14 protein-coding genes are annotated in these 15,219 nt (G+C 32.6%); 1 reads left to right on the top strand and 13 read right to left on the bottom strand.

What is annotated here, in order from left to right:
* Positions 1–49: 49 nt before the first annotated feature.
* The 10 genes from hisB to fabG all read right to left on the bottom strand — a co-directional run bounded on the left by hisB (position 50) and on the right by fabG (position 11,426).
* Positions 50–1,183, bottom strand: a complete 1,134-nt coding sequence (gene hisB, locus Q4Q39_RS10480) for a bifunctional histidinol-phosphatase/imidazoleglycerol-phosphate dehydratase HisB (protein ID WP_303282403.1) — start codon at positions 1,181–1,183, stop codon at positions 50–52.
* The gene (gene hisC, locus Q4Q39_RS10485) at positions 1,183–2,232 is read right to left on the bottom strand and encodes a histidinol-phosphate transaminase (protein WP_303282404.1); all 1,050 of its coding nucleotides are present in this window, start codon (positions 2,230–2,232) and stop codon (positions 1,183–1,185) included. The genes hisB and hisC overlap by 1 nt, the downstream gene beginning before the upstream one ends.
* Positions 2,233–2,251: 19 nt before the next feature.
* Complete coding sequence (gene hisD / locus Q4Q39_RS10490) at positions 2,252–3,556, bottom strand: histidinol dehydrogenase (RefSeq protein WP_303282405.1); 1,305 nt, start codon at positions 3,554–3,556, stop codon at positions 2,252–2,254.
* A gap of 38 nt (positions 3,557–3,594) precedes the next feature.
* Positions 3,595–4,452, bottom strand: a complete 858-nt coding sequence (hisG, locus tag Q4Q39_RS10495; RefSeq protein ID WP_303282406.1) for an ATP phosphoribosyltransferase — start codon at positions 4,450–4,452, stop codon at positions 3,595–3,597.
* A gap of 326 nt (positions 4,453–4,778) precedes the next feature.
* A complete protein-coding gene (locus Q4Q39_RS10500) occupies positions 4,779–5,162 on the bottom strand; it encodes a hypothetical protein (protein WP_303282407.1) in 384 nt (127 codons plus the stop codon).
* Positions 5,163–5,256: 94 nt separating this feature from the next.
* On the bottom strand, positions 5,257–6,804 hold the full coding sequence (locus Q4Q39_RS10505) for a glycoside hydrolase family 5 protein (RefSeq protein WP_303282408.1): 1,548 nt from the start codon (positions 6,802–6,804) through the stop codon (positions 5,257–5,259).
* 114 nt (positions 6,805–6,918) lie between these two features.
* A complete protein-coding gene (locus Q4Q39_RS10510) occupies positions 6,919–7,743 on the bottom strand; it encodes a LytR/AlgR family response regulator transcription factor (protein ID WP_303282409.1) in 825 nt (274 codons plus the stop codon).
* Positions 7,744–7,767: 24 nt separating this feature from the next.
* Positions 7,768–8,583 carry a prohibitin family protein gene (locus Q4Q39_RS10515; RefSeq protein WP_303282410.1) on the bottom strand — a complete coding sequence of 272 codons (816 nt, stop codon included), beginning with the start codon at positions 8,581–8,583 and terminating at the stop codon, positions 7,768–7,770.
* A gap of 13 nt (positions 8,584–8,596) precedes the next feature.
* Positions 8,597–10,630 carry a vWA domain-containing protein gene (locus Q4Q39_RS10520; RefSeq protein WP_303282411.1) on the bottom strand — a complete coding sequence of 678 codons (2,034 nt, stop codon included), beginning with the start codon at positions 10,628–10,630 and terminating at the stop codon, positions 8,597–8,599.
* 49 nt (positions 10,631–10,679) lie between these two features.
* A complete protein-coding gene (gene fabG / locus Q4Q39_RS10525; RefSeq protein WP_303282412.1) occupies positions 10,680–11,426 on the bottom strand; it encodes a 3-oxoacyl-[acyl-carrier-protein] reductase in 747 nt (248 codons plus the stop codon).
* A 229-nt stretch (positions 11,427–11,655) separates the two neighbouring features.
* Between fabG and Q4Q39_RS10530 the strand changes: the two genes are divergently transcribed.
* Complete coding sequence (locus tag Q4Q39_RS10530; protein WP_303282413.1) at positions 11,656–12,351, top strand: DUF6970 domain-containing protein; 696 nt, start codon at positions 11,656–11,658, stop codon at positions 12,349–12,351.
* A gap of 228 nt (positions 12,352–12,579) precedes the next feature.
* Here Q4Q39_RS10530 and Q4Q39_RS10535 read toward each other — a convergent pair whose 3' ends face one another.
* From Q4Q39_RS10535 to Q4Q39_RS10545, 3 genes are all read right to left on the bottom strand, one after another.
* Positions 12,580–13,164, bottom strand: coding sequence for a DUF4082 domain-containing protein (locus tag Q4Q39_RS10535; protein ID WP_303282415.1), 585 nt, complete (start codon positions 13,162–13,164; stop codon positions 12,580–12,582).
* Positions 13,165–13,300: 136 nt separating this feature from the next.
* Positions 13,301–14,173, bottom strand: coding sequence for a succinate--CoA ligase subunit alpha (sucD, locus tag Q4Q39_RS10540; RefSeq protein WP_303282416.1), 873 nt, complete (start codon positions 14,171–14,173; stop codon positions 13,301–13,303).
* A 101-nt stretch (positions 14,174–14,274) separates the two neighbouring features.
* Entirely contained in the window at positions 14,275–15,219 is a 945-nt protein-coding gene (locus Q4Q39_RS10545; RefSeq protein ID WP_303282417.1) for a UDP-3-O-(3-hydroxymyristoyl)glucosamine N-acyltransferase, read from the bottom strand.

Below are 15,219 nucleotides of genomic sequence, written 5' to 3' on the forward strand. Positions count from 1 at the left end.
CTTTAATTTTACTTTAATTAATTCTTTTAGGGATTTAGTTTTTAATAATTTACAAAACACCTTTTGTGCTTGGTAAAATCATCTTTTCCACATCTCTTTTAACTGCCATCTTTATGGCTTTTGCAAAGGCTTTAAAAATGGCCTCTATTTTATGGTGTTCATTTTGTCCTTCTGCTTTTATGTTTAGATTACATTTAGCACCATCTGTAAACGATTTAAAGAAATGGTAAAACATTTCTGTTGGCATTTTTCCAATCATTTCGCGTTTAAAGTCTGCTTCCCAAACCAGCCAGTTTCTACCTCCAAAATCAATGGCAGCTTGTGCATAACAATCATCCATTGGTAAACAAAAACCATAGCGTTCTATACCTAATTTGTTACCTAAAGCGGTGTTAAATAGCTCACCTAATGCGATGGCAGTATCTTCAATAGTGTGATGTTCGTCAACTTCTAAATCACCATCAACCTTTATGTTTAAATCTAACTGTCCGTGTCGCGCTATTTGGTCTAGCATATGGTCAAAAAAAGCAATGCCAGTATCTATATTACTTTTCCCTGATCCATCCAGGTTTACTTGAATAGCTATCTTTGTCTCATTAGTATTTCTAATAATTTCCCCGGTACGGGCACTGGTTTTTAAAAAGGCATAGATGGCTTCCCAGTCGTTGCTCTCTAATGCAATATAAGCATCTAATTGCTCTCTTTTTACAGTGATTTCATCAGTTCCTAAATGGGTTTCGTCATTTATAAAAATGCCTTTAGCTTCTAAGTTTTTTGCTAATTCTATGTCTGTTAACCTATCACCTATTACAAACGAATTTTCTAAATCGTAATCATCAGAAAAATATTTTGTTAGTAAACCTGTATTAGGCTTTCTTGTTGGTGCATTGTCTTTTGCAAAGGTTCTGTCTATAAATTGTTCTTTAAAAACAATCCCTTGATCTTCAAAACATTTGATAATGAAGTTATGTATGGGCCAAAAATCCGTTTCTGGAAACGCCTCGGTTCCTAATCCATCTTGATTAGTAATCATGACGATTTCATAATCTAATTCTTTAGCTATTTTCCCTAAGTATTGAAATACTTTAGGGTAGAATTCCAACTTATCTAATGAATCTATTTGCTCATCAGCAGGTTCTCTGATAATAGTTCCGTCTCTATCAATAAAAAGGACTTTTTGCATTATATTGATTTTAAAGTGTTTATTAATATCTCATTTTCCTCAGAAGTGCCAACCGTTAATCTTAAACAATTTTCACATCCTGGCTGCGTGGTTCTGTTTCTTATAACAATGCCCTTCTCTATAAGTTGATCATAACGTTTTGATGCATCATCCACTTTTACTAAAACAAAGTTGGCATCAGATGGATAAATTTTTGAAATATAGCTAACAGATTCCAATTCTGATATTAGCAGTGTGCGTTCTTCTAAAATGCTGTTGATTTGATTTGTTGCTAAATCTTTTATGCTTAGCTGTTGAACAGCTTTTTGCTGTGTTAGCTCATTAACATTATACGGTGGCTTTATTCGATTTAAAACTGAAATAATATCGGATGATGCATAACATATTCCTAGCCTAATCCCAGCCATTCCGTAAGCTTTAGATAAGGTTTGAGTGACTATTAAGTTTGGAAATTCTTCTAAGCGGTCAATCCAGCTATTTTCTTTAGAGAAATCGATATAAGCTTCATCAATAACAACTAAACCTTCAAATTTGTTTAGCAATGTTTCTATTGATTTACTTGAGAAACTGTTACCTGTAGGATTGTTTGGTGAGCATAGGAAAAGAATTTTACTATTATTATCCACTACATTTAATATGGTTTCAACTTGCGGTTGAAAACTGTTTGATAATTGTACTTCTTTAATGTCTATAGCATTGATATTAGCTAATACACTGTACATACCATACGTTGGCGGTAATATGATGATATTATCTTTGTTTGGTTCGCAAAAAGCTCTAAAAATGAGATCTAAGACTTCATCACTTCCATTTCCTAAAAGGATGTTTTTTGAGTTAATACTTTTTATTTTAGAAAGTATAGTCTTCAAGTTTCCTTGTTGTGGGTCTGGATAGCGGTTTACACCATTGTTAAATGGATTTTCATTGGCATCCAAAAACACCATAGCATTACTATTACCTTGAAATTCGTCTCTTGCAGACGAATAGGGTTTTAATGCCTTAACGTTAGAACGCGTTAGGTTGTCTATATTGAAATTTGTTGTTTTCATTTTTATTTTAGAACTAAATTCATGAGATTCCTGCCTTCGTAGGAATAATATCTTTTAATCTAATTGAAACCGCATTTTTATGTGCTTGTAAACCTTCTGCTTCTGCCATTAATTCAATGGTTTCACCAATGTTTAACAAACCTTCTTTTGATATTTTTTGAAAGGTCATGCTCTTTAAAAAGCTATCTAAATTCACTCCAGAATAGGCTTTTGAAAATCCATTGGTGGGCAACGTATGATTTGTTCCAGAAGCATAGTCACCTGCACTTTCTGGTGTATAATCCCCTATAAAAACAGAGCCTGCATTGGCTATTCCATTTACATAAAAATCTTCATTCTCAGTACAGATAATAAAGTGTTCTGGTCCGTATTCATTAATTAAATCAAGCGCTAATTCATTATTTTCTATATAGATTAGCTTAGAGTTAGCAATGGCTTTTTCTGCAATAGCTTGTCTTGGTAATTCCCTAATTTGTTTTTCAATTTCTTCTGAAACGGAGTTAATTAAATTTTTAGATGTAGAGACCAAAAGAACTTGGCTATCTGCTCCGTGTTCTGCTTGACTCAATAAATCTGAAGCTATATATGATGCATTAGCACTATTATCTGCAACTACCAATAATTCACTTGGCCCAGCAGGCATATCAATAGCCACTCCAAATTTTGTAGCAAGTTGTTTTGCAACAGTAACAAATTGATTTCCTGGCCCGAAAATTTTATAAACCTTTGGAATAACTTCAGTTCCAAACGTTAACCCCGCAATAGCTTGTATTCCACCTACTGTAATAACTTTTGTAACGCCACAAAGTTGTGCAGCAAAGAGAATTTCTGGTGCTAACTTGCCTTCTTTATTTGGAGGCGAACATAATACAATCTCTTTACAACCTGCAATTTGAGCAGGAACAGCTAACATAAGGACGGTTGAAAATAAAGGAGCTGTACCCCCAGGAATATATAAGCCCACTTTTTCAATGGGACGTTTTTCTTGCCAGCATTGTACGCCATTGGTCGTTTCAATGTTTATTTTAGAAGTCTTTTGAGCTATATGAAATGTTTCAATGTTTTTCTTGGCCTCTTTAATAGCATTTTGAAGTTTTTTAGGAACAATTAAAACCGCTTTTTTAATGTCTTCTTCGGTAACTATATTGGATTGTAAATCGATTCCATCAAAACGTGTTGTATATTCTTTTATGGCTGTATCACCATTTTTAATAACATTATTAAAAACTTCACTTACAATACCTTCAATATCATCAACAGTCTGTGTTGGTCGTTTTAAAATTTGCGACCAGCTTTCTCTATTAGGATTATCTATAATTTGCATATCGTATCTATTTAAAAGATACTGAAACGAGTTCAGTATTAAAGAACCATTTTTTCTATAGGACAAACTAAAATGCCTTGAGCACCGTTGTTCTTTAATTCATCAATAACATCCCAAAATTCATTTTTGCTTATTACTGAGTGAACAGAACTCCATCCTTCTTGAGCTAATGGTAAAACTGTTGGGCTTTTCATACCTGGCAATACATTTATAATATCTTGAATTTTTTCATTAGGAGCGTTAAGCAGAATGTACTTTGATTCACGTCCTTTTAATACGGACTGAATTCTAAACTGAATCTTGTCAAGAATAGCTTGTTTATCTTCACTAAGAACAGGTGAAACAGCTAGCACTGCTTCAGATTTCAAAATCATTTCTACCTCTTTTAAGTTGTTCTTAAATAAAGTGCTACCACTAGAAACAATATCACATATCGCATCGGCTAATCCAATATTTGGAGCAATCTCTACCGATCCATTAATAATGTGAAGGTTCGCTGAAATATTATTTTTTTCTAAATAGCTTTTAACAGTATTTGGATATGAAGTAGCTATACGTTTTCCTTCTAAATCCTGTATGCTTTTATAGTCTACAGACTTTGGTACTGCAATACAAACTCTACAGGTAGAAAATCCTAGTTTTTCAGCAACTCGAATGTCATTACCTTTTTCTATTAGAACATTTTCACCAATAATTGCTGCATCTACGACACCATCTTTAAGATATTGAGGAATGTCTCCATTTCTTAAGTAAAACACTTCTACAGGAAAGTTTCTGGCTGATGCTTTTAATTGATCTTTTCCGTTATCGATAGAAATACCGATATCTTTTAAAATTTTCATCGAATCTTGGTTTAAACGACCCGACTTTTGTACTGCAATTCTTAATTTACTCATTTTGTTGTTTTTATGAGTTCGAAACAATCAATTTGGAATTAAAATTAAAAAACCCGCTTGATTGTCTCAAACGGGTTTAAAAAATATGTTGATTTTATTCAATACATCTTCAGTTCGCTTGAGAGCAAATATGAAAATGATGATGATGTAATTGAATAAAGTTCATGACTTATTTTATTTATGCAATTTTATAATATATTTTTTTATTACACAAGTATTACATAACATAATTAAGAATCTCTTAATATTATAATATCTTAAATTGCTATAATATAATTGATCACACTTATTAATGTAAATACAATAAATACAATTTAGTCCTTATCCTATTTTTTCTTTTTATTGGTTGTTAATTCAAAATTAGTCGAATCTGACGTAGTTACCTTCCCTATTAATTTCCCTTTAATATTCTTTAAAGAAACATATATTGAATTTCCTTCAATATATAATTCAAAATGTAAAGTTCCATTCTTCAATCTAGTGTTGGTGGCTGTTAACTTTGTGTCATCAACAAACTTAACGGAAGTTATTATTTTATTTTCTTTTTTTATAATTTTAATTTCTCCTGTATAGTATGTATAATATGCATATTCTGCACCATGACATACATACTCCCAAGTTCCTAAAAAATCTTTTTCTGTGTTTTGTGCAGCTCCAGTAAAAGCTGCAGATAATGTTAAAATTAATGTTACGATAATTTTTTCTTTCATAATAGATTATAATTTAAAGTTAATATTTCAAGAGGGTTTATCATTTTTTGTTGGTATATTTATCTAAAAAATTAGAAGCCAACTTTTTTTGTTTTTAGGATGTATCTTTGATTTTGATTGACCATGGTCCACCAATAGCGGGAGCATAAAACAGTGAGCCTTTAAACCACGGTGTTGATTGAATCATACCAAGACCAGAAGCCTTTACTTGTATTAATTTAGGGTTGGTAGTAGGTACAAATACTTCAATAAGGTTACCTGTTTGGGATTTACTTCCGTATGCTGAAATTTCCGTATCATCCATAGACCATTTAACCTGATCAAGAGGCCCAGGAGCAAAACGTATCGCCATTTTTTGGATCACATCTACATACTCGATCCGCATCCCTTGATACGAATTATCTTCACAATTTTGGTTAAAGAACCCCCATACATTTGCTACATTGCCATTACGTGCTGCATAATAATAGGCATGTGGATCTCCACAAGATGTATGCCATGACCATATGGTAGCACCAAACTGGTTGTGATCCTGCTCATATAAATGACGTTTGAAGTAATCGTCTTTAGCGTCTTTAGCACGGCTGGGACTACCGCCCCACTCTCCAGTAACTACTGGTGCCCCATTGTAGAGCTCGATAGTTTCCTTTACCGCTCGAGCGAATCCTTCTTCAAGAGTACCGTCGTTAATCCCCTCTTGATAGATATGTGGAGAGAAAACTACCTGATCGTCATGATTAAATGGCTCTGGTGCAGGAAAACCGACAGCTTGCCAAGCAATAGTCGGCTCAAAAAAGAAAAGCCGTTTTGGGGCACCTATTTCTTTTTCGGCCTGACGCATTGCTTTCAAAGCTTTTTCGTAAAACTGTGACAATGATTTGTAGGTTTCTTCTAGAAACTGATTAGGTTCGTTCATAATATCATAGCCTGCCACCGAATTTTCGTGAGCAAAACGCTTCACAAGATGCGCAAACATATTTATGTATCGGGTTTGAATTCCTATATCACCAGGCCCTATCTTATTTTTAAAAAAATTAACCCATGCGGCTCTAACAGCTGGTGTGAGCTCACGAGGTCCTTTTTCACACCGTGGCTCTCCATCATCAAAGGTTGCCCATTCAGGAGCTCCATCCCAACCTTGAGCCGGCTTTCCTTCTGTGCATATTGTTCCGGGGAGTGCAGCAAGAGATGCTCCCCAAGCATCTTGATGTAAGTCTATTAAAGTATAGATGCCACGCTTACTAAGCATATCAACAGATACTGCTACTTCATCTAGATAAGACTCGTCATATTCGCCCGGTTTAGGTTCTACACGAGACCAACTTATTGCAAGACGGACCATATTCCACCCCATTGAAGCAATTAAGTCAGCATCGTTATCTGTAAATGGGTAGTTTGTAGCTATATTTGGATCATATTGCCAATATTCAATATGTGAATTCACATTTACACCACGGAGCAGAACCTGACGGCCTGAGGAATCAACAATAATGCCAGGTTCGGTTCCATTTACCACCGCTTTCAGGGATGGTAATGGATTGCTTGGTATTGGATGATTATGATTATTCTTTGTATCGCATCCCAAAACAATTATCAAAGAGACTAATAGTGTCGTTACAATAATGATAATTTCTTTTTTCATAAAAAATTTAAAGATTAAAAATTAATGTATACAAATGGTATGTATAGATACCTCATAGCTTGAACAAAGCTAATCGTTACTTTAAATTCATTAAAAAAAATGTGGTGAATAATGCTATTTAGGGATGGATGAAATAATTAATTCAAATGCTGTGTTATAGTTGCGTGATACAGGGATAACAGTTGTTGTGTTTTTTAGATGTAAATATAATTTACTTGATTTTTTTTGTGCCATCTTGATCATATTTATATTAACGATATATGACCGATGGCATCGTTTAAGTCTCGTGTCTGTGAAAATGGCCTCAATAGTTTTAAGAGTGTTTCTAATTAAAGTATTCTTTATTTGGTCATCATCTAAATAATATACCGCGATATAATTATCTGCAGATTCTATGTATAATATGTTTGAAAGCAATAAAGATAATTTTACAATACCATTTTCATCAGGAATACCTATTAAACCTGTTTCTTTACTAGAAATAACAGAAGAAGCTAACTCTTTTTGTTGCCGTAAATATATAATGAGTATACCCAAAGAATACGGAAGTAATATTCCCAAAAAGGTATAGCGAAGTGAATGCCAATACTCTGACCAAAAAGATAACGTAAAGCTGCCATACACCAGATAGAAGATGAGTGAAATAACAATAACTTCTCCCAAAAACCAAAATAGAAAACTTTTCCAAAAAAATGAATTTATATTAAAGAGTTTCCTAACTAAAAATTGAGAGCAAGCTATTATAATAGCTGCAATAAAACCAAAACTTGATAATCTAAAAAACTGTTGAATTCCTGAATCTTTTTCCCAAAGATTAATATTAAAAGGAAGAAATATATTAATAAAAATCACACCAAAAACAGAGCAAAAGCTAATTAAAATTAACTTTTGCTTTGTGCTATTTAGAAATGTAAAAGGTTGTGATAAAAAGTGTCTCATACACTTTTTTTAATAACTTATTTACTATTGATTACCTAAAATAATAGGCATTCCGCTATCTCCAGAACCAATAACGATAACCTTACTGTTTGGTGATTCTGATAATTTAATAGTTGCTTCAATACCTTTGTCTTGAAGAATTTTATCTGTTAAAGAAGCGCTTAAAATACGGTTCGCATCTGCTTTACCTTGTGCTTCGATGATTACTTTTTCCGCTTCTTTAGCTGCTGTAACCAATCTAAATTCGTATTCTAAAGACTCTTGTTCTTGTCTTAGTTTACGTTCAATAGCTTCTTTTATTGTATTTGGCAATGTGACATCTCTAACTAATACTTCATTTAATTGAACATATTGTTTTTCAAGTATCTTTTTTGTTTCAGCAAAAATTTCATCTTGAATGGCATCGCGTTTACTAGAATATAATTGTTCTGGTGTATAACGTCCAACAACACTACGAGCTGCACTACGAATAGCTGGCTGTATAACACGTTGCAAATAGTTCTGCCCAAGAGACTGATGTAAATTCCCTAAATTGTTATAAACTGGCTCGTACCAAGCAGATGCATCAATTTGAATCTCTAATCCATTTGAAGATAGCACTTTCATCTTTTCAAAAAGCTCTTGTTGACGTACTTCATATACATATACTTTATTCCAAGGAGCAACCACATGAAACCCTTCTCCCATTGGAGGCTCGTCGGTAACAACCCCTTCTCCGAAGGTCTTAAACAATACGCCTGCTTCACCAGAATCTATAGTTACAGCAGATTTAGCTAGTATTACAACAAGTATAATAGCAACAATAATTACAGGTAATGCAATTTTTGGTAATTTTTCCATTATTTATTTTAATTTAAATTAATCCGTTATATTTTCTAATAAACCACTCTAAACCTAGGCTTAAAGCTAGTATAATGAGCAGATATTTCCAATCTATCAAAGGTATGATATTTTTATTGCTTTTCTGGATAGATACGTAACGATTGTCGTTTAATAGATCGTTTATCAAATCGCCCGTGTTATCAATAAAATAACTCTTGCCTCCACTGTTAGTAGCTAATTGTTGCAACTTTGTTACATTGGCATTTAAAAATTGTTGTTCAACATTATATTCTAAAATTTGAAACCCCCCTGATTTTGATATATTACCATTGGTTGCTCGAACTGTAAAGCTATATTCTGAAGGCGGTAAACTACTTAAATCTACTTGAAAATTATTGTTTTTAAGAATAAGAGGGAACACTTTTTTTTCTTTTGAAATATTGTCTGTCACAGAAATATTAAGTGTTTCTCGTGCATCGAAAACATAATTTTTATTAAAAAATTCAGCTTTAATTATGATATTGCTACTACCATTATAAAAAGATTCATAATCAATATTCAATCGATCTTTTCTTTTGTTTGAAGCTAGATACTGAACAAGCTTTCCTGTAAAATCATCAAATTGATTAAATGATTTATTGTTCATATAGCTTTGTGCTCTCCATTGCCAAATGTTTTCTCCAAATAAGACGCCCTCTCTCCTACCGTTAGTTTCATAGGTAACTAATAACGGCTCATTTGTTGAAATTCCATTAATGCTTTTATTTAAAATGGATTCGAACGGGATGGTAAAAGATACCGCTCCATAATTAGAATTTAAAGGCGGAAATGATTCAAAATCAATATTATCAACTATAAAAGGTGTGTAACTGGTATTTAACTCTGCTTGATAACTTTCGGTTTGATTTGTTATTTCGCTTGTGAATCCTAGTTTATTATTGTTTATAAAATTTAAATCCGTTTTAGTTCCTATAATGGAGAAATAATTTCTATTTTCTTTTTTTAAAACTTCGAATAACTTCTTAAACTTATAGTTTGGCTGATTAATTATAATTAATTGAAAATCATTTATTTGATTTATTATCTTTTTTAAATTAACAACTGTAACTGAGCGTTGCTCGTTACTTTCTATACTCTTTTTTAAAGCTCCTATATCTGGATGTGGGAAATCACTAACTAGTGCAATTTTTGTTTTCTGATCGATAACTTCTACGGCAAAATTTTTAAAATTATTAATCTTGTTTTTTTCATTATCAATAGGAAGAATTGTCGCTTTATAACTATTCACACCTACTCCATTTGCTGGTAATGTAAAGTTAACAACCTTTGAGTTGTTTTCTTTTGAAAAACGAATTGGTTTAGAATAAACCGTAGTATTTCCTTTTGTTACTATAAAACGAGAGTTTATAGTATTATTGCCATTGTAAACGAGTATGGTTTCAATAGGAAATCTGTTTTTTAAATAGGCATACTTATTTACATTTAATTGCTGTATTTTTAAATCGGTATAGGTTACGGTATCTCCCAGTATTATTGGAAAAATATTTTGCTTGTAGATTGATGTTGCAAATTGATAATCGTTACCATAGGTTTGATTACCGTCTGAAATTATTAATGTGGGTGTCGTAGTTTGCCTATACACTTGAGATAACTGCTTAAAAGCGTTGTCTATATTTGTTTGCTTTTCTGAGAAAGTAGTTGAATCGGACGTTTTTAGTGATTCTCCAAACGTATATAGATCTATATTAAATTTGTCATTTAGTTTATCATTATTAGATAATGTTTCAACTAAACTAGTGGTTTGAGTATCTTGATTAAGGTGCTTAATAGAACTTGAGTTGTCTATGGCTACCACTAGGTTTGGTTTTTCAACGGAAAAACTATGTTGTTCAAACTTTGGGTTTATAAGTAATAGAAGTATAGAAAAAATACTAAGAAATCTTAAAAAAAAGAAAAGCATGTTTAATTTAGACATGCTTTTCTTTTTATTATAATACTGGAATAAGGCTAATAAAATAGCTCCTATTCCAGCGATAATTATATAAATAAGAGTTTCTGTTTGCATTTAAGATTATTGATTTTAGAATTAAAAATCGTGATTCATAAATCTAAAATTAAGTCAGCATACCTCCATCAACATTTAGAGTCTGTCCTGTTACATAGGCACTCATATCACTCCCTAAAAACACACAAACATTTGCAATATCTTCTGGAGTTCCGCCACGTTTTAATGGAATTCCAGCACGCCATCCTTTTACAATTTCCTCATCTAGTTTAGCGGTCATCTCTGTTTCAATAAATCCAGGAGCGACTACATTACTTCTTATATTTCTTGAACCAAGTTCTAAGGCTACTGATTTAGAAAAGCCAATAATACCAGCTTTTGAAGCTGCATAATTAGTTTGTCCTGCATTTCCTTTAACCCCAACCACAGAACTCATATTAATAATAGAACCTTTGCGTTGTTTTAACATGGTACGTTGTACTGCTTTTGTCATATTGAAAACAGACTTTAAGTTAACTTCTATAACGGTATCAAAGTCTTCTTCACTAATCCGCATTAATAAGTTATCCTTTGTGATACCAGCATTATTTACTAAGATATCAATAGATCCAAATTCAGAAACAACGTCTTCAGTTAGCTTTTGAGCATCGTCAAAACTAGCGGCATTACTTTGGTACCCTTTTGCTTTTATGCCCAAGGCATTCAATTCTGCTTCTAATGCATTTGCAGCTTCTACAGACGAGCTGTATGTGAATGCTACATTAGCTCCTTGTTCGGCAAATACTTTCGCAATTCCTTTACCAATTCCACGGCTAGCACCAGTAACTATAGCCGTTTTTCCTTGTAATAATTTCATTTAGATATTTTTAATTTAACACAAAAACACAATGGTACACATTGCGTATTTCATTCTTGAAGTTATTAATAAATTCGATATTCAAATATAGGAAATACAATGTTGTATCATATAAAAAATGATATAAAATCATATTTAAATAATAATTAAAAAAATCTTTTTTACGCAACCTTTATTTATTGACTGCATCTAATAATTGAACTTAATTAAATATAAAACCCAAAATACTATGAAGTACACTTTTCTTTTTTTATTATTAGTATCATTTTTAGGGTGTCATGAAACTGATGATGGTAATTCTTCTTCTAAAATATGCTCAGTAGATCCCCTTGAAAACATTGATTGGTTAAAAGAATTGTTAAACAATACAGATTCTAACGGTTTAGAAATTATACAATATGATTATAAAGGACAAATTGTTTTTTCAATAAACAATTGCTTAAACTGTGCTGACAACCTTATTGCAGTTTACGACTGTGAAAGAAATAAAGTTTGTGAGTTTGGAGGCATCGCTGGTCTAAATACTTGTCCTGATTTTGATACAGAAGCCACTAATAAAACTGTCATATTCACAGATAGATATTGTGAAAAGGGTACTATAGTTAGCCCTAAACTCTACAAAGAAATAAAGTCCTCACCTATTACATCTGCTGAAATTAATGGTAATTGCTTGGATGTAACGTTTAGCATTCTTTCTACTCAAGATAGAATTGAGGATGTTAAATTGGTAGATTCTGGAGAAGTATTAGAAAGTATGCCTATACAGAGGCGCATCAAATTTTATATTGAAGAAAACTTAACCAAACCAACTTCTATATCTGTTACAACCTCTTTTGATGTTTCTAACCTTGCAGAGGAAGGAGAAACGATTATATTAAACATTGATGGATTTGATACTTCGATTGAATATACTAGAGTACCTTAAATAGATATGTTTAAAGCTATGTAGCGAAGCTTATCTGGAAGAATCCCATCATAATGAGATGTCTCGTCACTCATGCTTCGCTCTGTCGACATGACAAACACTTGTATTTCAAATAATTAATTTGGTTCTCTTGAATAGTATTTACGTTCAACTGACGTTAAATTAAAATCCGCCAACTAATATTAGTTGGCGGATTTTTCATATTTCTTCTTTTTCATTTTGTAAGCATTAATTATTGGATATAAACTTAATATCTACCATTCCAAGATAAGATACTTCCGAAAATGTACTTGGTAGTGTTTGACTTGCACCAAAGTTAGATCCATAACCAGAAATTAGAACATCTCCCATTTCAATAGGAAATAAGTCGTTTCCAGCGTTAGTAAACTGGTAATAATCGTTCGTATTAACAGAAACAAAATATGGTGTGCCTGAATCTATAACTATAGGTTCTATATCTTCAAAAGATAAAAGTCCAGAACTTGACGTCACCATTGCTGTTGCTAAAATGGTTTCTGTTTCTACATTCCACAGTGTTACCCGATACGTCTCATTATTTGGTACTCTAATACCTAGCGCTGTAATTTTTCCACTTTTAAATGTCTTAAATTTATATCCCATCTCGAAGGTGCTAGGACTATTTATTTTTTGATAGTTTACTTGCATATGCCCACTTTCTATTAACGATTTCATTGGATATTGTGGCGTAGTTTCTTCTACTTCTACAACTTCTATGTCACCATCATCCTTCGAACAACTGTTAAAAAATAGTCCTATGATAATTAATCCCCAAATTAGTTTTTGTGCTTTCATGATCTTTGTTTTTTTAGCTTTATACTAGTATATCAATATGATCACATTTTTGTTACCCTCTATTTTTAATTTAATACAAAAAAAATCCGTTAACTAATAAAAGTTAACGGATTTATATTTTAAAGAACTATTAAGGTTACCCTAATACTTCCGCTATTTTCTTACCTATTTCAGCAGGAGAATCAACTACATGAATTCCACAGGCTCTCATAATTTTCTTTTTAGCTTGGGCTGTGTCGTCACTTCCTCCAACTATAGCACCAGCATGTCCCATAGTTCGGCCTGCAGGAGCTGTTTCTCCAGCTATAAAACCAACAACAGGTTTTTTACTACCACTTTCTTTATACCAGTTTGCAGCATCGGCTTCTAATTGACCTCCTATTTCGCCAATCATTACAACGGCTTCAGTTTCTGGGTCATTAATTAGTAATTCAACGGCTTCTTTAGTTGTAGTCCCTATTATTGGATCTCCACCAATACCAATTGCTGTAGTAATCCCTAATCCTTGTTTTACAACTTGATCTGCTGCTTCATAAGTTAATGTTCCTGATTTAGAAACAATACCTACTTTACCTTTTTTGAAAACAAATCCTGGCATAATACCAACTTTAGCTTCTTCTGGAGTAATAACTCCTGGACAGTTAGGGCCAATTAATCGGCAATCTTTATTTTTTATATAATTGGATGCAGTAATCATATCTGCAACTGGAATACCTTCTGTAATGGTAATAATAACTTTTATACCAGCATCTGCTGCTTCCATAATAGCATCTGCAGCAAAAGCAGGCGGCACAAAAATAATAGTTGTATCTGCTCCTACCTCTTTAACGGCATCTAAAACCGTATTAAAAACTGGTTTGTCCAAATGTGTTTGACCACCTTTTCCTGGAGTAACACCTCCAACAACATTGGTTCCATATTCAATCATTTGACCAGCGTGAAATGTCCCTTCACTACCTGTAAATCCTTGAACTATAATTTTTGAATCTTTATTTACTAAAACACTCATAGGAGATTATTTGTCTTTTATTAATTTAATTGAGCAAATGTAATTTTTTGTATCAAAATTTTAAAGTAAAAACGTACTTTTCTTTTTAGAATTACTATGTGCTATTTTTTGTCTTGTTCCTTTAATTTATCAAGTATTTCAGGAATCTTTCTTATGGATGCAATTTCTTTATATTTTGATCGAAAATCATCTGCAGGGATTCCAAAGTAACTTTTTCCACCCTCTAATGATTTACTAACGCCAGCCTTTGCCGATATGACAGCTTTTTTTCCAATTGTTATTCCGCTTGTAATTCCAACTTGCCCCCAAATAGTTACTTCATCTTCAATAACAACGCAGCCTGCAATTCCAACCTGAGATGCTATTAAACATTTTTTACCAATAACCGTATCATGGCCTATTTGTACTAAATTATCAATTTTAGTACCTTCTTTAATCCTAGTATCAGCGGTAACACCTCGATCTATGGTACAGCCAGACCCAATATCTACATGATCTTCTAAAACAACACGTCCACTGGATTTTAAGCGGTCATAACCTTCAGGTCTGTTTTTATAATAGAAAGCGTTTCCTCCTAAAACTGATCCAGCATGAATGGTAACATTATTTCCTATTATGGCATCATCATAAATACTTACGTTAGAATGGATCGTACAATTATCACCGATTACGACATTATGACCAATAAAAGTATTGGGTTGTATTACTGAGTTTTTGCCAATGATTGCACTGCTAGATATTTGACTATTAGCAGATTGAAAGGGTTTAAAATGCTTAGTGAGTTTATTAAAGTCTCTGAAGGGATCATCACTAATTAATAATACTTTTCCTTGAGGACATGTCACTTCTTTGTTAATAAGAATGATCGTTGCAGCAGAATCAAGTGCTTTATCGTAATATTTAGGATGATCTACAAAAACAATGTCTCCTGGTTCTACGACATGAATTTCATTCATTCCCAGAACAGAGAAATCATCATCACCAACAAAACTACAACCAATTAATTGCGCTATGTTTTTTAAAGTGTGTGGCTTAGGAAATTTCAT

The organism is Flavivirga amylovorans, from assembly GCF_030540875.1.
Lineage (GTDB): Bacteria > Bacteroidota > Bacteroidia > Flavobacteriales > Flavobacteriaceae > Flavivirga > Flavivirga amylovorans.